Source organism: Paenibacillus sp. FSL W8-1187 (assembly GCF_037965485.1).
Taxonomy (GTDB): domain Bacteria; phylum Bacillota; class Bacilli; order Paenibacillales; family Paenibacillaceae; genus Paenibacillus_O; species Paenibacillus_O pasadenensis.
In genome coordinates, this window is record NZ_CP150181.1 from 1,311,625 (window position 1) to 1,330,216 (window position 18,592).

The 18,592-nt window shown below is 64.6% G+C and carries 16 protein-coding genes; 12 read left to right on the forward strand and 4 right to left on the reverse strand.

Annotated features, from left to right (window positions below; all coding sequences use genetic code 11):
* Nucleotides 1-48: 48 nt before the first annotated feature.
* The 12 genes from NYE40_RS05715 (at nt 49) to NYE40_RS05770 (ending at nt 13,633) form a co-directional block, all read left to right on the forward strand.
* A complete protein-coding gene (locus NYE40_RS05715) occupies nt 49-585 on the forward strand; it encodes a hypothetical protein (RefSeq protein WP_127464544.1) in 537 nt (178 codons plus the stop codon).
* Between the two features lie 1,029 nt (nt 586-1,614).
* Nucleotides 1,615-3,270, forward strand: a complete 1,656-nt coding sequence (locus NYE40_RS05720) for an ABC transporter substrate-binding protein (protein ID WP_339279509.1) — start codon at nt 1,615-1,617, stop codon at nt 3,268-3,270.
* A 24-nt stretch (nt 3,271-3,294) separates the two neighbouring features.
* Nucleotides 3,295-4,251 carry an ABC transporter permease subunit gene (locus tag NYE40_RS05725; RefSeq protein ID WP_228551300.1) on the forward strand — a complete coding sequence of 319 codons (957 nt, stop codon included), beginning with the start codon at nt 3,295-3,297 and terminating at the stop codon, nt 4,249-4,251.
* 16 nt (nt 4,252-4,267) lie between these two features.
* A complete protein-coding gene (locus tag NYE40_RS05730) occupies nt 4,268-5,143 on the forward strand; it encodes a carbohydrate ABC transporter permease (RefSeq protein ID WP_101808645.1) in 876 nt (291 codons plus the stop codon).
* Nucleotides 5,144-5,217: 74 nt separating this feature from the next.
* Nucleotides 5,218-6,060 (forward strand): alpha/beta hydrolase family protein, encoded by an 843-nt coding sequence (locus tag NYE40_RS05735; RefSeq protein ID WP_339279512.1) that lies wholly within the window; start codon nt 5,218-5,220, stop codon nt 6,058-6,060.
* A complete protein-coding gene (locus tag NYE40_RS05740; protein ID WP_339279514.1) occupies nt 6,057-8,411 on the forward strand; it encodes a discoidin domain-containing protein in 2,355 nt (784 codons plus the stop codon). The genes NYE40_RS05735 and NYE40_RS05740 overlap by 4 nt, the downstream gene beginning before the upstream one ends.
* Nucleotides 8,408-9,442, forward strand: coding sequence for a mannonate dehydratase (locus NYE40_RS05745; protein ID WP_153782982.1), 1,035 nt, complete (start codon nt 8,408-8,410; stop codon nt 9,440-9,442). Before NYE40_RS05740 ends, NYE40_RS05745 begins: the two co-directional genes overlap by 4 nt.
* Nucleotides 9,443-9,527: 85 nt before the next feature.
* Nucleotides 9,528-10,346, forward strand: a complete 819-nt coding sequence (locus tag NYE40_RS05750) for an NAD(P)-dependent oxidoreductase (protein ID WP_153782983.1) — start codon at nt 9,528-9,530, stop codon at nt 10,344-10,346.
* A gap of 190 nt (nt 10,347-10,536) precedes the next feature.
* On the forward strand, nt 10,537-11,262 hold the full coding sequence (locus tag NYE40_RS05755) for an SDR family NAD(P)-dependent oxidoreductase (protein WP_194843285.1): 726 nt from the start codon (nt 10,537-10,539) through the stop codon (nt 11,260-11,262).
* An 85-nt stretch (nt 11,263-11,347) separates the two neighbouring features.
* Nucleotides 11,348-12,007, forward strand: coding sequence for a ThuA domain-containing protein (locus NYE40_RS05760; protein ID WP_153782985.1), 660 nt, complete (start codon nt 11,348-11,350; stop codon nt 12,005-12,007).
* A gap of 511 nt (nt 12,008-12,518) precedes the next feature.
* On the forward strand, nt 12,519-12,920 hold the full coding sequence (locus NYE40_RS05765) for a hypothetical protein (RefSeq protein WP_180968460.1): 402 nt from the start codon (nt 12,519-12,521) through the stop codon (nt 12,918-12,920).
* A 5-nt stretch (nt 12,921-12,925) separates the two neighbouring features.
* On the forward strand, nt 12,926-13,633 hold the full coding sequence (locus NYE40_RS05770) for a hypothetical protein (protein WP_101808651.1): 708 nt from the start codon (nt 12,926-12,928) through the stop codon (nt 13,631-13,633).
* 122 nt (nt 13,634-13,755) lie between these two features.
* On the opposite strand, the gene NYE40_RS05775 is transcribed toward NYE40_RS05770, so the two are convergent.
* The 4 genes from NYE40_RS05775 to NYE40_RS05790 form a co-directional block, all read right to left on the reverse strand.
* A complete protein-coding gene (locus tag NYE40_RS05775; RefSeq protein ID WP_101808652.1) occupies nt 13,756-14,127 on the reverse strand; it encodes a helix-turn-helix domain-containing protein in 372 nt (123 codons plus the stop codon).
* Between the two features lie 806 nt (nt 14,128-14,933).
* Nucleotides 14,934-15,827: an ABC transporter permease gene (locus NYE40_RS05780; RefSeq protein WP_043110998.1), complete on the reverse strand. Its 894-nt coding sequence runs from the start codon at nt 15,825-15,827 to the stop codon at nt 14,934-14,936.
* Between the two features lie 11 nt (nt 15,828-15,838).
* Complete coding sequence (locus NYE40_RS05785) at nt 15,839-16,843, reverse strand: ABC transporter permease (protein ID WP_153782989.1); 1,005 nt, start codon at nt 16,841-16,843, stop codon at nt 15,839-15,841.
* 6 nt (nt 16,844-16,849) lie between these two features.
* The gene (locus tag NYE40_RS05790) at nt 16,850-18,490 is read right to left on the reverse strand and encodes an ABC transporter substrate-binding protein (protein ID WP_101809427.1); all 1,641 of its coding nucleotides are present in this window, start codon (nt 18,488-18,490) and stop codon (nt 16,850-16,852) included.
* Between the last annotated feature and the right edge of the window lie 102 nt (nt 18,491-18,592).

The following is an 18,592-nucleotide window of genomic DNA, read 5'->3' on the forward strand; positions in this document are numbered from 1 at the left end:
ACAGACACCGAGATTCAAGGAGGAAGACAGAAAAAGCGTCTGTGGCTTGTGATGGCAGCTGCGGTTTTGATTGCAGCAGGCTTGTTTTATGCTTTTCATGAGAGGGAAATGGATCGAAAATCCGCCGAGCTGGCGGAAATCAAGAATCATGTCGCTGCAGCGGCGGTTTCTTCCATGATGAGCAATGCTGCCTTCTTGGATTCGTTTCTGCCCGAGGCAAGCAATCCTTCCTCGGCTAAAATGAAACTCGATGATCGTTTCCTTGCCTGTTTCGTTGCTTTTTCAAACCTAGGCCAATTGTCGCTTCAGATGGAGACCATCGATGAATCCGATCACGAAGCATGGCGAGAGATCCGGCTCGGCTTTGAGAAGGCATCCAAACTGATGGCGGGCTTGGAAAGGTCGGAGATGGACCGGGAGATCTATTTAGCCCGGATCAACGAATTCGCAACGGTATTTCTTGACGGGATGACGCACATGAACCGAAATACCTCGACAATTCCTCACCATGAGTTGAATAAGATTCGCGAAGCGGCTATCCAGTTCAATGCGGAGTCGTTCTGGGAAATTCTTTCGAAAACGTAAGCGGCATCTAGTCGTCGAGAGGGAAACGTCCGCGCCGGCGAGCGAAGCGGCCCGCTACGCGCGGTTTTTCCGCGCGTAGGGCTCGCCTGCGGAGCGAAGCCGCCGGCTACGCGCGGTTTTTCCGCGCGTAGGGCTCGCCTGCGGAGCGAAGCCGCCGGCTAGGCGCGGTTTTTCCGCGCGTAGGGCGCGCTGGCGTCGCGAAGCCGCCGGCTAGGCGCGGTTTTTCCGCGCGTAGGGCTCGCCTGCGGAGCGAAGCCGCCGGCTACGCGCGGTTTTTCCGCGCGTAGGGCGCGCTAGCGCCGCGAAGCCGCCGGCTAGGCGCGGTTTTTCCGCGCGTAGGGCGCGCTGGCGTCGCGAAGCCGCCGGCTACGCGCGGTTTTACCGCGCGTAGGGCGCGCTAGCGCCGCGAAGCCGCCGGCAACGCGCGGTTTTTCCGCGCGTAGGGCTCGCCTGCGGAGCGAAGCCGCCGGCTACGCGCGGTTTCACCACGCGCGCAGCCCGCGCGCCAGGCGCGCCTCAAAAAGCATCCCGACCGCACGCGGTCGGGATGCTTTTTTCACGCAGGCGGAGCCAGCTGACGCCGAGCGCGGCCGGATGGAGCAACGCGACGAGCGTAGAGCGTACGTGCAACGGTAGCGGAGATGCCGCCCCTCGCGCCGCTGAGCCGCCCCGCGCCAGGCTCCGCCCGCAGCTGCAAGCAGCTGATCGCCCAGGCTCCGCTCTTTTTCCACATCCTTCAACAAATACGCATGTTGTGAAATTAGTCCACGAAACGCATCTCCAATTCGGCACGCACCCATCCGATCGCCCAGCCTTCCCCAGCTCCCGACCTACCCGTCCAACTGAGCTGCATCCGCCTTTTCCACCAAGCTTCGACACGAAATAAACAAAATGAAACAAATTAAATAAAATTAAATTTTGTTGTTTACAGATCCCGCAGGCCGGGCGTATAATCAAACCGTTCCTTGTAAGCGTAATCAATGACTCGCTTGCATGACGCATCCACTTCACAATTGGGGGATTGGGAGAATGAAAAAGACGACGATGCTGCTCAGCGCGACGATGGCGATGGCGCTGCTGGCGGCCGGCTGCTCCGGCGGCAACGGAAACGGAAACGGCAACGGCGGCGGCAACGAAGGCGCGGCGGCCGGCACGGACAACAACGCGCAGAACGCGGCCGGCAGCGGCGGCGAAGCCGAAGCTCCGAAGGAGCCTTTCACCATCAAGATGGCGCTCATGGCCGGACCGAAGACGCCGGACTCCTGGGCGGAGAAGGCGCTTGAGGGCGAGCTGGAAAAATCGATGGGCCGCAAGGTCGACGTGCAGCCGATCTTCCTGCCCGACTGGTCGGAGCTGAACACGAAGATCAACCTGCTCATGAGCGCCAAGGACACGCGTCCGGGCATCCTGTGGACCGGCGACACCAAGGAGTACACCAAGTGGGTCGATGCCGGCATCGCGCAGGACGTCACCCCATCCCTCCAGAAATACGGCAAGGAGATCCTCGACTACTACCGCAAGGACACGCTGTTCTACCACTGGGACAAGAGCGGCAAGATCTTCCGCATCCCGGGCGACGTGCCGGAAGCGAGCTACATGACGACGATCGTCCGCAAGGACTGGCTCGACAAGCTCGGCCTGCAGGCGCCGAAGACGCTCGACGAGTACGTCGAGGTGCTCCGCGCCTTCGCGAACGGCGATCCGGACGGCAACGGCAAGAAGGATACGTACGGCATCTCCGGCGACAACTACTACCGCTCGCTGGCGCCGTTCTTCTACGCGAACGGCCTCGACGTGGAGAACTTCGTCAAGAACGCCGACGGCTCGATCCAGTTCGGCGCGCTCGATCCGAAGGTCAAGGACGTGCTGAAGCTGCTCAGCGAGCTGTACAAGGAAGGCGTCATGGACCCGCGCATGACGACGAGCGCCAACAACGACGACAACAAGGTCAACGACATCTACGCCTCCGGCAAGGTCGGCTCATTCTACCGCTGGGTCGACTACTTCAACCCGGGCAACTCGGTCAACATCAGCTTCAAGAAGCTCAATCCGGACGGCGAGTACATCTCGATCGCGCCGATCCAGGGACCGGACGGCTTCAGCTCCGACCTGCCCGATCCGGGCATCGGCTGGTGCTACCTCGTCGTGACGGACGCGACGGACGTCGACAGCGCGGTGCAGGTGCTGAACACGATGGCGACGCCGGAGGTGTTCAAGACGATCACGTTCGGCAACGAGGGCGAGCACTACAAGATGGATGGCGGCATCTTCACGCCGACGATCCAGCCGGAGGAAGGCAGCAAGCTCGGTCTCGGCAACTTCGGCTGGTACATCCAGCGCAAGGACGCCGCCAACATCAAGAACACGCCGGAAGTGACGAAGATGTTCGAGGAAAAGATCGCCACCAGCCAGCCGATGCGCGACAAGATCGTCGTGTTCAAGGCGATCGACCGTCCCGAGTGGGACCGCTACTCCGCCGACGTCAAGAAGGTGCGCGACGAGCTGTTCTGGGGCATCATCACGGGCAAGACGCCGCTCGACGCGTTCGACAAGTGGCCGGCCCAGTACGAGAAGCTCGGCGGCAAGAAGATCGACGAGGAAGCGGCCGGGCTGTTCGAGAAGCAGCAGGCCGAGCATGTCGAGTACGACAAGTGGTATGAGGAGAACATCACGCCGTACAAATAAGCCCGCCTGAAGGAGGAGCGCCACATGGCTGCAACGAAGCCGGCCGTCATGGCCGGCAAGCGGACGCGGGAGGCCCGCGGATCGCTGCTGAAGGACATCTTGCGGGACCGCTATCTGTACCTGCTGCTGCTGCCCGGCCTGCTTCTGGTGCTGGTGTTCAAGTACATGCCCATGTACGGCGTCATCATCGCGTTCCAGGAGTACAACATCTACAAAGGCATCACCGGCAGCGAATGGGTCGGGTTCGACCAGTTCACCCGCCTGTTCAACTCGCCGGACTTCACGGAGATTCTCGGCAATACGATCATCATCAGCGTCTACAAGCTGATCGCGTCGTTCACGCTGCCGATCATCCTCGCGCTGCTGCTCAACGAGCTGCGCAGCAAGCTGTTCAAGCGCTTCGCGCAGTCGGTCGTCTATTTGCCGCACTTCATTTCCTGGGTCATCTTCTCGGGCATCCTGATCACGTTCCTCAATCCGGTCGACGGCCTCGTCAACCTGATCCTGCAGCGGTTCGGCGTCATGCCGATCGACTTCCTCGGGGACGTGCGGTACTTCCGCTCGATCCTCGTCATCAGCGACATCTACAAGGAAGTCGGCTGGGGCACGATCATCTATCTGGCGGCGATCGCCGGCGTGAGCGCCGACCTGTACGAGGCGGCCCGCATCGACGGCGCGAACAAGCTGAAGCAGACCTGGCATGTGACGCTGCCGGCGATCCGGCCGGTCATCCTCATCCTCGTCATCCTCAGCCTGGCGAACATCCTCGAGGCCGGCTTCCAGCAGATCTTCCTGCTGTACAATCCGCTCGTCTACGACGTCGCCGACATCATCGACACGTACGTCTACCGCGTCGGCATCCAGGAAGCCAACTACAGCTATGCGACGGCGGCGGGACTGTTCAAGTCGGCGGTCGCGATGACGCTCATCCTGACCGTGAACACGATCGTCAAAAAAAGCGGCCAGGAAGGCCTGTGGTAAGGGAGGCGAGGGCAAGATGGCATTGTCCCGTGGCGAACGCGTCTTTAATGTAGCGAACATCCTGTTCTTCATCCTGCTGATGGCGCTCATGATCTACCCGTTCTGGTACATGATCATGGCGTCGTTCAGCGACCCCGACCTGACGGCGAGCGGCGGGCTGTTCCTCGTGCCGGCCGGCTTCTCGATCACGGCGTACCAGGCGGTGTTCCAGAACGTCTCGATCCTGTCGGGCTTCAAGGTGACGATCATCACGACCGTGGCCGGCACGCTGATCGGCACGTTCCTCTCGGCGGGGATGGCGTATGCCGTCTCCAAGAAAAGGCTGCGCGGCGGCAAGCTGTTCTCGCTGCTCATCCTGTTCACGATGCTGTTCAGCGGCGGCCTCGTGCCGTCGTACCTGCTCGTCAAGATGCTCGGCCTGATCGACAGCTACGGCGCGTTCATCCTGCCCGGCGCGATCGGCGCGTGGAACATCTTCGTCATGATCAGCTTTTTCCGGGGCATCCCCGACGAGCTGGAGGAGGCGGCCAAGATCGACGGCGCGAACGACCTGACCGTGTTCTTCCGCATCGTGCTGCCCCTGTCCAAGCCGGTGCTGGCGACGGTCGGCCTGTTCATCGCGGTCGGCTACTGGAACGACTTCTTCTCCTCGGTGCTGTATGCGACGGAGAAGGATATGTGGCAGCTGCAGATGGTGCTCAAGGACCTCATCAGCAACACGTCGCAGGCGATCTCCCAGGCGGGGATCTCGGTGGCGGTGCAGCAGCAGGTCAACCCGTTCACGGTGAAAATGGCGTCCATCCTCGTCTCGAGCGCCCCGATCCTGGCCGTCTATCCGTTCCTGCAAAAGCATTTCGTGAAAGGAGCCCTCATCGGCTCCGTCAAAGGCTGACGCGAAGCAGCTCCCGGATCTTGGCGTCCGGGGGCTGCTTTTCATTTTTCATCCGGAAGGGAGCTTCATGAACCATGCCGCTGGCGCAAGTCGAATTTTTCTCGGAAACGCTGAGCCTGTCGAGCTCGCTCGCCGCCGTCATCCCGCAGCGCGGGGCGGCGATCGGAGCGGCCGGGCCGTCCGCAGGCGGGCCGCCTTGGCCGGTGCTGTACCTGCTGCACGGGGCGACGGACAACCATATGAGCTGGCTGCGCTACAGCTCGATCGAGCGCTACGCGCAGGAGAAGGGCATCGCCGTGCTCATGCCGTCGGTCCACTTGAGCTTTTATTCCGATCAGAAGCAGGGACTGGACTACTTCACGTTCCTGAGCGAGGAGCTGCCGGCCGTCGCAGGGGCGATGTTCCGGCTGTCGGACCGGCGCGAGGATACGTTCGCGGCCGGGCTGTCGATGGGCGGCTACGGCGCGTTCAAGCTCGGCATCCGCTGTCCGCAGCGGTTCGCCGCCGTGGCGAGCCTGTCCGGCAGCCTCAGCCAGCGGACGCGGCTGACCGGCGAGTCGCCGATCGCGAACGAGGCGATGCTGCGCATGGCCAAGCTGACGTTCGGCTCGGCGGAGGCGTACGACGGCAGTCCCGACGATCTGGCGCATGTGCTGGAGGGGCATCTGGCGGCGGGCACGGAGCTGCCGCGCTTCTACCAGGGCTGCGGGACGGCGGACTTCAACTATGGCCTGAACCTGGACTTCCGCCGGCAGTTCGAGGGGCGCATCGGCCTGACCTATGTCGAGACGCCGGGAGCCGGCCATGAATGGAGCTACTGGGACACGGCGATCCGGGACGTGCTGGACTGGCTGCCGCTGCGCGGCGGCGAGGCGGAGGACCAACGGGAAGCGGATGGAAAGGGGCAAGGAGGATGAGCGTGGAGACGAAGGCGGTAGCGGAAAGGCTGGAAGGCGCAGCCGCCTGGACGGTCCGCATCGATGCGGACGACGTGCTCGTGGATGCTTTCGACGGCATCGGCTTCGAGTGGGACCCCTGCGATACGTACGAGCATACGGACGAGCAGTGGGAGACGCTGCTGGAGCGAGTGGACTTCACGCGGACGCCGCTCGTGCGCGTCATGCTGCGGGCCAATGCCTATACGGCGGGCTGGGACGGGCGCGGCGAGCCGGTCTACGACTGGGAGACGCCGATGATGCGGAGGCTGTGGCGCATCCTCGACCACTGCGAGCGGCGCGGCATCGACGCCATCGTCGGCGAATGGAGCCGCAGCCCGGAGCTCGGGCTGACGGCTTCCGACGATCCGGCGTGGGCGGAGCTGATCGGCGAGTTCCTGCATCAGCTGCTGGACGTGCGCGGCTACCGCTGCGCGCGCTGGTACAACTTCATCAACGAGCCGAACGGCGACTGGGCGACGGAGGACGGCGACCGCTTCGCGCTGTGGCGGCGGGGGATGCTGCAGCTCGCGCAGGTGCTGGAGCGGCGCGGCCTGGCGGGGCGGATCGGGCTGATCGGCCCGGACTCGTCCAACGAGGACGAGTGGGTCGAGCTTGCGGTGTACGGCGTCGGCGGCCTGCTGTCCGCCTATGACATCCACCGCTACGTGCAGGACGCCGACCTGATCTCGGGCCGGCTGGAGCGGCAGGTGCGCGAGAAGCGGCGCTTCATCGACCGCAACGATCCGGATGGCGCGGCGAAGCCGTATCTGATGACCGAGGCGGGCATCGTCGAAGGCAAGGACGAGGCGCATGACCAGCAGCCGCGCGTGCGGACGTTCGAGTACGGCGTGCTCATGGCGGACTTCGCGCTGCAGGCGATGCGCGGCGGCCAGTCGGGTGTGATCGCCTGGATGCTCGACGACGTCATGCATCATGCCAAGGGTTATCCGTGGAGCTCCGGCGAGTGGAAGACGTGGGGGTTCTGGAATTCGTCCGGCGACGCGCAGGAGCGCGCGCTGCGGCCGTGGTACGATCCGATGGCGCTGCTGTCGCGGCTGTTCCCGCGCGGCAGCCGGATCGTGGCGGCCTCGGTGTGGGACGACGAAGGCGCATGGGGAGCCGGGCCGGGGACCGGAGGCAGCGGCGGCGTGAGCGTAGGCGAGCCGGGAGCCGGAGGCATCGAAGGTGGAGAGGGAGCCGGGCCGGGGACCGGGGGCAGCGGCAGCGGCAGCGTGAGCGTAGGGGAGCCGGGCAGATGGCGCGAGCCCGTCTTGGCAGGCGTCCGGGGCGTCGCCGCGCTCGTGCCGCTGGACGGCGGCGGCCACGGCTGGAGCGCCGCCATCGTCAGCCACCGGCAGGGGCGGCAGTCGCTGCGGCTCGTGCTGCCGCAGGCGTCCGGCGGCGCGGACCTGGCCGTCTACCGCTGCAGCGAGCGGGAGCGTCCGGCGGATGCGGACGGCTATCCCGCGCCGGCGCTGACGCTGTCCGGCGCCGATGCGGCGCGCGGCATCGAGCTGGAGCTGGACGGTCCGGGCGTGCTGTTCGTCACGACGGCAATGCCGGAGGACGGTCCGCACGGTCGGCAGACGGCAAGCCGGCAGACGACTGATGCGGCAGCCGGGCGGGAGGCGCAGCGGAAGCCGCAGCGGAAGCCGCAGCGGCCGGAAGCCTTCGGCTTGAGCTGGGGCGTCCAGCCATTCGCCGGTGAAGGCGACCTGGCGCGCGGCCGTCCTGCAAGCGGTAGCATCAGCCTGCATCATCGCGGCTCAGGGCCGGAATGCGCCGTCGACGGCCTGCGCCATACGGCGTGGCGGACCCGCGTCCGCGGCGAGCATGAGATCGCCGTCCGTCTGGACGGCCTGCGCCGCATCGGGCGCGTCAAGCTGGAGTGGGGAGAGGGCTGTCCGTCCCGCTACCGGCTCGAAGCCTCGGCGGACGGCGCGAATTGGACGGCCGTGCTGGAGCGGAACGGTGAGGAGGCGAACATGCGGCTGAATCATCTCGCGTCCGACACGAGCGCTTCTGGCGGGGCAGGCGCGGAGGAGCTGGCCTTTCCGACGATCGAAGCGGCTCATGTCCGGCTCGCGGCCATCCGGCCTGCGGGCACGCTCGGGCTGGAGCTGCGAAGGCTGTCCGTGTACGGCCCGGACGCAGCCTCTGCGGACGTTCCGGCCGCAGAGGCCGGGGCAGGCGGCGGAGGCGTTGCGGCCAGTCCGCGCGAGGCGTCCGATCCGCGTGATGCGTCCGATTCGTCTGATCCGGCCGATGCGCCGGATTCGACCGACGCAGCCTCTGCGGCCGGCGCGCCGAAGGGAGGCGGCCGCCGATGAGGCTCGGACTCGGACTTGGCCAGCGCGCGTTGACGCGGGACAACTTCCGTTTTGCCCGGCAGATGGGCTGCACCGACATCGTCGCGCATCTGACCGACTATACGGAGCCGGTCCTCGATCTCGCGCGCCACGACGAGATGTACTCGCTCGATACGATGCTGCGCCTCAAGGCGCAGATGAACGCGGAGGGCGTGGAGCTGCATGCGATCGAGAACTTCTGCCCGGCGCACTGGCATGACGTGCTGCTGGACGGACCGAAGCGAGCGCAGCAGATGGACCGGCTGAAGCGGATCGTGCGCGACGCGGGCCGCGCGGGCATCCGCATGCTCGGCTACAACTTCAGCCTGGCCGGCGTATGGGGGCTGAGCTACGTCGAAGCCGCGCGCGGAGGGGCGCGCACGGCGGTGTTCCACGATCCGCCGCAGTCGCCGATGCCGAGCGGCTCGGTATGGAACTTCATCTATGATCCGGATGCCGGTCCGGGCGTCATCGCGCCGGTCTCGGAGGCGGAGCTGTGGGATCGCGTGCGGCGCTTCCTCGAAGAGCTCGTGCCGGTGGCGGAGGAGGCGGGCGTCGTGCTCGCGGCGCATCCCGACGATCCGCCGCTGCCGGTCGTCCGCGACACGGCGCGGCTCGTCTACCGGACGGACTATTACCGGCGGCTGCTCGATCTCGTGCCGAGTCCGAACAGCCGGCTGGAGCTGTGCCTCGGGACGACGGCGGAGATGACGGACGGCGACGTGTACGAGACGATCCGAGCGCATGCCGGCGAGATCGGCTACGTGCATTTCCGCAACGTGCGGGGCAAGGTGCCGCATTACGACGAAGTGTTCCTCGACGAGGGGGATATCGACATGGTGGAGGCGCTGCGGCTGCTGCGGGACGGCGGCTTCGGCGGCGTGCTCATTCCCGACCATACGCCTTCGGTCGCCTGCGCGGCGCCGTGGCATGCCGGCATGGCGTATGCGCTCGGCTACATGCGGGCGGCGCTGACGATGCTGAGGGCGCTCGACGAGGAGGCGGGGCGATGAAGCGGCGCTGGACTCAAGGGGGTTGTGCCCCGTTCCCTCTCTGCTGGAACCGTCCGTCAGCCCGGCTGAAAAAGGAGGAGAGACGATGAAGATCGCCGTCACCGGAGGCAGCGGACGGATCGGACGCTTCGTGCTGCGCGAGCTGCTGGAGCACGGCCACGAGCCGGTGAACGTCGACCTCGCCGCGCCGGCGGAGCGGATCTGCCGGACGGCGATCGCCGACCTGACCGATCTTGGAGAGGTGTACGGCGCGCTCCAGGGTGCGGACGCCGTCCTTCATCTGGCCGGCGTCAACGCGCCGGGCAAGCTGTCGCCGGAGAAGCTTTTCCGCCTGAACTCGCTGTCGACGTACCATGTGCTGGAAGCGGCCGCCGGGCTCGGCATCTCTCGCGTCGCCGCCGCTTCGAGCGAGTCGATCTACGGCTGGTGCTTCGCCCGCCATCGCTTCGCCCCGCAGCATGCGCCGGTCGACGAGTCGCATCCGCTGCTGCCGCAGGAAAGCTACGGCTTGTCCAAGATCGCCGGCGAGCAGGCGATGGCGATGTTCCATCGGCGGACGGGCATGCAGGCGGTCGCGCTGCGGTTCGGGCATGTGCCGCTCCCCGAGGAATACGAGTGGCTGAGCCGCTACGAAGGCGCGGAGCGCTTCCTGTGGAGCCACGTCGACTCGCGCGACGCGGCCGCCGCCTGCCGGCTCGCGGTGGAAGCGGACGGCCTCGGCTTCGAGGCGGTGAACGTGACGGCGGACGACACCTGCTCGCTCGTGCCGAACGAGCAGCTGGCCGCTCGCTTTTACCCGTCGCTGCTGGAGTTCGCCCGCTCCGGCCCGCCGCATGCGGCCTGGTCGAGCAACGCCAAGGCGAAGAGGCTGCTCGGCTGGCAGCCGACGCGGAGCTGGCGGTGAGCGGGAGGCAGGCTGCGCGCTGCCCGATTCGGGCGTTGGCGCCGGCAGGCTTCTGCAGGTAGAATGAGAGGGAAGCGCATTCATAAGCAGGGGCTGCGTTTTGACAGGCGCGGCTTCAGGCCGTTCGGCTTGAAGGATCATGCCGAGCGTCCGTCGCCTTTTCAACAGAACCGATAGAGGAGGGAAGGGCATGAAACATGCCTTTGTAACAGGAGCCGACCGCGGCGTCGGCTACGCGCTGGCGCTGGAGCTGCTGCAGCGCGGCTATACGGTGTTCGCCGGCCGCTACATGCCGGAGTGGCAGGAGCCGCAGCCGGTGCCGGAGGAATGGAAGGAGCGGCTCGTGCCGCTCGCCATCGACGTCGCCGACGGGGACAGCGTGCGCGCCGCAGCGGAGGAGGTCGCGCGCCGGACGGACCGTCTCGAGCTGATCGTCAACAACGCCGGCGTCGTCGGCGACAAGGAAGGAAGCGCCTTGGGCGAGATCGACTATGACGCGATGTTCCGGCAGTTCGCCGTCAATGCGGTCGGACCGCTGCGGGTCGTGCAGGCGCTGAGCGGCCTGCTGCTCGCCGGCGAGGACAAGCTGGTCGTGAACATTTCGTCCGAGGCGGGACAGATCAATCAGACGTGGCGGGAAAGCTGGTACGGCTACTGCATGTCCAAGGCCGCGCTCAACATCGAGTCGAACATCCTGCACAACGAGCTGAAGCCGCGCGGCGGCCGCGTGCTCGTCATCCACCCCGGCTGGGTGCGCAGCTACATGAGCGGCAAGCTGAGCGAAGAGGGCACCTACACGGCCGCAGAGTCGGCCGCCGGCATCGCGACCGTCATCGACGGGCATCGGGCGGATCGGACGCCTCGGGATCACCCGGCGTTCATCGACAACACCGGCGCGGAGATGAGCTGGACGTAGGGAGCCGTCAGCGAGCGGGGCCTCCCGCTTCGCTGCGTTCCGTCATCGGACGATGACGCATTTTTTTCCAAGGAGGAATCATCCCATGACAACATCCCATGGACATCTGCCGCGAGCGCTCGTAATCGGAGACAAAGGGGAGCGGGCGCCGTATCATCCGCTGGACGCGGCTTATCCGGAGCTGGAGACGATTTTCGCCGGCGCCTTGGAGCTGGAGCCGACGGAGGATTACAGCCGGCTGCGCGCGGAGGCGCTGGCTCCTTATCGCCTCGTCGTTTCCTACTCGGACAACTGGCGCACCGGCAAGCAGCCGGAGGAGATCGAAGGGCTGCTGTCGTTCGTACAGGCGGGCGGAGCTCTGCTCGTCCTGCACAACGGCATCTCCCTGCAGACGGATCCGGAGCTCGCGAAGCTGATCGGGGGCTTTTTCACCGGGCATCCGGACTGGACGGAGCTGGCCTACTCGCCGACCGAGGCGGGCTGCGCGCATCCGATGCTGGACGGCGTGGAGCCTTTCCGGATGGAAGAGGAGCCCTACCGGTTCGATCCAGCGACCGTAACGACGGCGTCCGTGCTGCTGGAGTACGAGCATGAAGGCAGCCGCTGGCCGGCTGCTTGGGCTCATGCGTTTGGTCTCGGACGCGTCGCCTACCTGTCGCCGGGCCATCGCCGCGAATCGTTCCAGCATCCGGAGTACCGCAAGCTCGTCCGCCAGGCCGGGCTGTGGGCGCTTGGGGCGCTGTGAGGAGTTTTCGCGCAGAAATGGCATGGCATGACAAGGCAAGGCGTGGCAAGGCATGGCAAGGCGTGGCAAGGCGTGGCAGGGCATGGCAAGGCATGGCAAGGCGTGGCAAGGCATGGCAAGGCGTGGCAAGGCGTGGCAAGATCAAGCTACGCGAGGCCGCAGCGTCGAGCGGAAGAAGGGGCTTGCCAGCAGACGGCCGCTTGGCTAGAATAGGCTTGTAGCGGCACGGATGTAAGAGTGCCGACCGATTGGTTTCGTGGCGAAGAACGCCCTGTTCCATCTTTTCTGTCAGCGACAGCTCTCGTAATTCTGAGACCGTCCGGCTGGCAGGGAGGCGGTACAGGGCTTTTTTGCATCCATTTTTTCAAGAGGAGGCTGTACGAGCATGGAGGATCGGCAAGAGCAAGAGCAGCGATTCGAGGAAGCGCGCCTGGCTTGGATTCAGCGCCATCTGCGAAGCAGCACGAAGGAGCGGAGGCGGCGGCTGGAGCAGGGGCAGAAAGAGAAGGATATGCTTTTCCTGAAAGAGATCTGGTGGCCGGTGTTCGGTCGATTGGACGATCTGCATCCGCAATATGAAGTCCAGGACGAGAAGGGAGCGCCGGTTTTTCTTGATTTCGCCTGGCTGCAGGGCAATCAATATTTCCATATTGCGGTCAAGGAATTCGAGACGTATGCCAGGCAGACGGAAGAGGAGCGCAACCGGGAGATGATGTTCAACGCCTACATGACGATCTGCGGATACCGGATGCTGCCGATCGCTTATGATGCGCTGGTGGAAGATCCAGCGGAGATTCGTTCGCTGATGGCTTCGTTTAAGGAAAAGGCGGATCAAGGGAAGTTCGGCTTGTTCCCGTCAGAGCGGAGAGTCTACCGTTATATCGAATTGCCCCAAGGCTGGAGGCGGCGTTGAGCCGCATGGATTTTTCCCGTCACGCCGGGCATCGGCGAGGGCAGTCTTTCGATTCGGCGCATGCGGCGTGGCTTCAGCGGCATGTCGATGCCCGGACGGGAGAGCGGAAGGACCGGCTCAAGCGCGGACATGCTCACGGAGAGATCCTTTTCCTGCGGGCGGTATGGTGGCCGCTGTTCGGTCATTTTGACGATCTCCATCCCGAATATGAGGTCAAGGACTGGAGAGGAGCCGCCTGTTATCTGGACTTCGCCTGGTTCGCCGAAGGCGTGCGCTTCAACATCGATGTCAAAGGATTCGGCCCTCATGTGCAGCAGATGGACCGGAGCGGCTACAGGAGAGAGGCGATGCGGGAAATGTTTCTCCACTCGCATGGGTTCCGCACCTTGACCGTCGCGTACGACTCCCTGAAGGAGGAGCCGGATCAAGTCCGGGATCTGATCGCGCAAATCGCCCGCAGCGGCTCGGACTTCTCGGTCGGCATCAAGGGGGATGGAGCAGGGGAAGGCATGAATCGAGTCGATGCTGCTTTGCTGCGCTACGCTCGCGCTCATGGAGGAGACATCTATCCGTTCAAGGCTGCGGAAGCGATCGGCGTCCATCGGCGGACGGCGGCGATCCATTTGAAGCGGTTGGCGGAAAAAGGCTTGTTCGAGTCTGTTGCGGCCGGAGGAAAAGTATGCCGCTATCGCCTTCGTCCGGATTTGGCGTAGCGGCGCATAGCCAGGTTTTCTTTTGCGAGAGTTCAGCAAGATCAGTTCTTGGCCGAAGCGAAGGCCGAAGCGAAGCAACTTCTACTTGCTGATCGTCAGCTCATGCTGCCCGCGCAAGCGGGCTATCGATTTCCCCTGCCCGATGAATGATTTCGAGACTTCGAGTCGTTCATCGAGGCAGGGCTATTCGTTTTCGTGTTGATCAAGGCACGCAGGATTTCCGACTCGAGCTCCTTTTCCGCAAGAAGCTTCTGCACTTGCTCGTATTTCGCCTCCATCTCCGCCAGCCGCTGAGCGTTGTCGGGCCTAGCTCCTGTCGATGCTGTCGATTTTTTCGCAAGGGCAGCTTTCTCCTGATACTCCCGCACCCAGGCGCGAATCGACCTTTGGGAAACCGCGTACTTCTGGGCCAGCTCAGCCGTGGGAACGCCGTCGAGCGACTCTCGAACTACTTGGGTCCTAACCTCGCCGGATGTAGAGCGATGTTGTTTCATGACTTGTCACCTCTTTGCTGCTAGTGTACCTGATTCGGCTAGGGGACTGCCAACCTGGGATGATAGAAATTAAAATCCAAGGCACAAATGTGCCTTGGATGGGCGGGAACGCGCCGGAATGGGAAATCCAAGGCACAAATGTGCCTTGGATGGGCGGGAGCGCGCCGGAATGGGAAATCCAAGGCACAAATGTGCCTTGGATGGGCGGGAACGCGCCGGAATAGGAAATCCAAGGCACAAATGTGCCTTGGATGGGCGGGAGCGCGCCGGAATGGGCAATCCAAGGCACAAATGTGCCTTGGATGAGCGGGAACGCGCCGGAATGAGAAATCCAAGGCACAAATGTGCCTTGGATGGGCGGGAACGCGCCTGTATGGGAAATCCAAGGCACAAATGTGCCTTGGATGGGCGGGAACGCGCCGGAATGGGAAATTCAAGGCACAAATGTGCCTTGGATGGGCGGGAGAGGCGTCGGAATAGGAAATCCAAGGCACAAATGAGCCTTGGATGGGCGGGAACGCGCCGGGATGGGCGGGTTAGGAGCGGCGGATGTATGGAGCGCAAAGGTCGCCGCGCGTCCCGCGCCCGGCTACCCGCGCAAGCTCCGCGCGCCCGCGCTCAGTCAATCGCTGCACGCTCGCGCTCAGCCAATCGCTGCGCGCCCGCGCTCAGCCAATCGCCGCGCGTCCCGCGCTCAGCCAATCGCTGCACGCTCGCGCTCAGCCAATCGCTGCGCGCCCGCGCTCAGCCAATCGCCGCGCGTCCCGCGCCCAGCCAATCGCTGCGCGCCCCGCCCCGCGCCCCGATCAGCGCTTCATGCGCGGGTCGAGCACGTCGCGCAGGCCGTCGCCGATCAGGTTGAAGCCGAGCACGGTGAGCATGATCGCAAGGCCGGGGAAGAGCACCGTCCACGGCGCCTTTTGGATGAGCTGGCGCGAGTCGGACAGCATCTTGCCCCACTCCGGATCCGGCGGCTGCGCGCCGAGGCCGAGGAAGCCGAGCGCCGCGGCCTCGATGATCGCGGTCGCGATGCCGAGCGTGCCCTGCACGATGATCGGCCCGAGGCTGTTAGGCAGGATATGCTGCAGCAGGATGCGCGAGCTCTTCATGCCGAGCGAGCGCGCGGCGACGATGTACTCCTCCTCGCGCAGGCTGAGCACCTTCGCCCGCACGAGCCGGCCGAACACCGGCACGTTGACGATGGCGATCGCGAGCAGCGCGTTCTGCAGCGACGGCCCGAGCGCGGCGACGATGGCGATCGCCAGCAGGATGCCGGGGAACGCGAGCAGGATGTCGAACAGGCGCGAGATGATCGCGTCCCACCAGCGGCCGTAGTAGCCGGCAAGGATGCCGAGCATCGTGCCGGCGACGATCGAGCCGACCACCGACGAGACGCCGACCCACAGGGAGATGCGGGCGCCGTGGATGAGCCGGGAGAGGATGTCCCGCCCCAGGTCGTCGGTGCCGAGCCAGTGCTCCCCGCCCGGAGGCTGGAGCCGGTTCATCAGCTCCTGCTCCTTGTAGTCGTAGGGGGCGATCACCGGAGCGAGCGCGGCCACGAGGATGAAAAAGACAATGATGCCGAGCCCCGCCATCGCCATGCGATTGCGGCGGAAGCTGCGCCAGGCGTCCCGCCACGGGGACGACGCCTCTTCCGGCTTGGGCAGCGGGACGGGCAGGCGCACAGCCGGTTGCGACACGGATACCCCTCCTACTTATAGCTGATGCGCGGATCGACCGCCGCGTAGAGCAGGTCGACCAGCAGATTAATGAGGACGAAGAGGAACGCGATGATCAGGATGCCGGACTGGATGACCGGATAGTCGCGCGAGCTGATCGCGTCGAAGATGTAACGCCCGATGCCCGGCCAGGCGAAGATCGTCTCGGTCAGCACCGCGCCGCCGAGCAGCAGGCCGAACTGCAGGCCGATGACGGTCAGCACCGGGATGAAGGCGTTGCGCAGCGCATGCTTGTAGATGAGCGCGAGCTGCGACAGTCCTTTGGCCTTGGCGGTGCGGATGTAGTCGGAGCGCATCACCTCCAGCATGCTCGAGCGCGTCATGCGCGCAATGATCGCCATCGGGATCGTGCCGAGCGCGACGCCCGGCAGGACCAGATGCTTGAGCACGGTGCCGAACTGGTCGAACCGTCCGGCGACGAGCGTGTCGATCAGGTACAGGCCGGTGACGGCGTCGACCGGGTCGCGCGGATTCGCGCGGCCGATCGACGGCAGCCATTTGAGCTCCAGCGCGAAGATCCACTGCTCCATCAGGCCGAGCCAGAAGATCGGCATCGACACGCCGACGAGGGCGATCAGCATGCTGGCATAGTCGAACCAGGAGTTCTGCCGCCAGGCGCTGACGATGCCGGCGTTGACGCCAACGACAATCGCGAACAGCATCGCGAACGCCGTCAGCTCCAGCGTCGCCGCCAGGTACGGCCCGATCTCGGTGGCGATCGGCTCCTTGCTGCGGATTGACTTGCCGAGGTCGCCGCTCAGCAGCTTGCCGAGATAGTCGCCGTACTGGACGTACAGCGGCTCGTCGAGCTTCAGCTCCTGACGGAGCGCTTCCTTCGATTGCGGGCTGGCCTTTTCCCCGAGGATGACCTCAGCCGGATCGCCGGGGATGGCCCGGATGATCATGAACACGATGACCGTCATGCCGAGCAGCACGGGGACGAGCATCAGCAGGCGGCGAATCGCATAGTTCAGCATATCGGCCTACTCGAAATAGACTTCGCTGTACGGCTCCCCGCCGGTCGGCGACGGCACGTAGCCCTTGAGATTCGCCTTGCCCGCCAGCAGCGGCGTCGAGTGCACGAGCGGAATCCACGGCGCGTCCTGCTTGATCAGCACCTGCGCCTGCTTGTACAGCTCCTCGCGCTTGGCCGGATCCGTCTCGGCCTGGCCTTCGCTCAGCAGCTTGTTCACTTCTTCATTGGAATAGAAGCTGTAGTTGTTGCTGCCGATCGTATCCTTGTGCAGCAGCGTGAACAGGAAGTTGTCCGGATCGCCGTTGTCGCCGTTCCAGCCGAGCATGAACAGGTCGTCCTTCTCGCCATCCTTCGCGTCGTCGAGATAGGTCGCCCACTCCGGCGATTCGATGCGCGTCTTGACGCCGATCTTGGCGAAGTCGGCCTGGATCGCTTCGGCCACCTTCTTGCCGTCCGGCATGTACGGGCGCGCGACCGGCATGGCGTAGAACACCATCTCCTCCGGCAGGCCGTTCGGGTAGCCGGCGTCGGCGAGCAGCTGCTTCGCCTTTTCGAGATCGTACGGATAATCCTTGACGTCCGCGTTCCAGCCGAGCGTGCTCGGCGGCATCGGGTTGACCGCCGCTTCAGCGAGGCCGGCGTAGAAGGCGCTGATGATGCCTTCCTTGTTGACGGCGTGGCTGAGGGCGACGCGCACCTTCGGATCGTCGAACGGCTTTTTCTTCAGGTTGAAGCCGACGTAGCCGACGTTGAACGACGGACGCTCGATCCTCTGCAGCTCGGCGTTGCTCTCCAGCGTGCCGAGGTCGTCCGGGTTGACGCCCTCCATCAGGTCGATCTCGCCGTTCTGCAGCGCCGTCAGGCGAGCCGAGTTGTCCGGGATGACGGTGATGATGACGCGCGCCAGCTTCGGCAGGCCGGACTGCCAGTAGTTCGGATTCTTCTCGACCGTGATCGACTCGCTGCGCTTCCACTCCTTGAAGACGAACGGCCCGGTGCCGACCGGCTCGCTCTTGAACTTGTCCTTCTTCTCCTCGACCGCCTTGGGCGACGCGATGCCGAACGACGGCATGGCGATGTTCTGCAGGAACGGCGCCTGCGGCTTGTTCAGCGTGAACTGCACGGTGGCCGGATCGATCGCCTTCACTTCCTTGATGACGCGCGACCCTTCCGGACCGAACATCGAGTCGTAATAGTAGAACGAGTCGCCCTCGTACTTGTTCGGGCTGTTCGGATCGCTCCAGCGGTTGAAGTTGAAGACGACGGCGTCGGCGTTGAAGTCGGTGCCGTCATGGAACTTGACGCCTTGGCGCAGCTTGAACGTGTAGGTGAGGCCGTCGTCCGACACCTCATAGCTCTCGGCGAGCGCAGGCTGGACCTCGGTCGTGCCCGGTTTGTAGGACAGCAGCCCTTCGAAAATCTGCTCCGTCACCTTGGTCGATTCGCCGTCGGTGACGATGGCCGGATCGAGCGCGGCGGAGTCTCCGCCGCGAGCGACGATGAGCGTGTCCTGGGAGCTGGCCGCTCCATCGGACGGAGCCGTGCTCGTGGTCGGCGCCGGGCTGCCGGTCGCGCCGCCGTTTTGTGCCGCAGGCGCATTGCTGTTGCCGCTGCAGCCGGCGAAGGCGAGCGTCGCGGCGAGCAGCATCGCCGTGGTGGAAGTCCATTTGGTGCCTTTGATGATGGTCAAGATCGATTCCTCCCCTTGTCGTTGGTTGATGCCGAGTGTGGTCTATGCCTTGCTGTATGA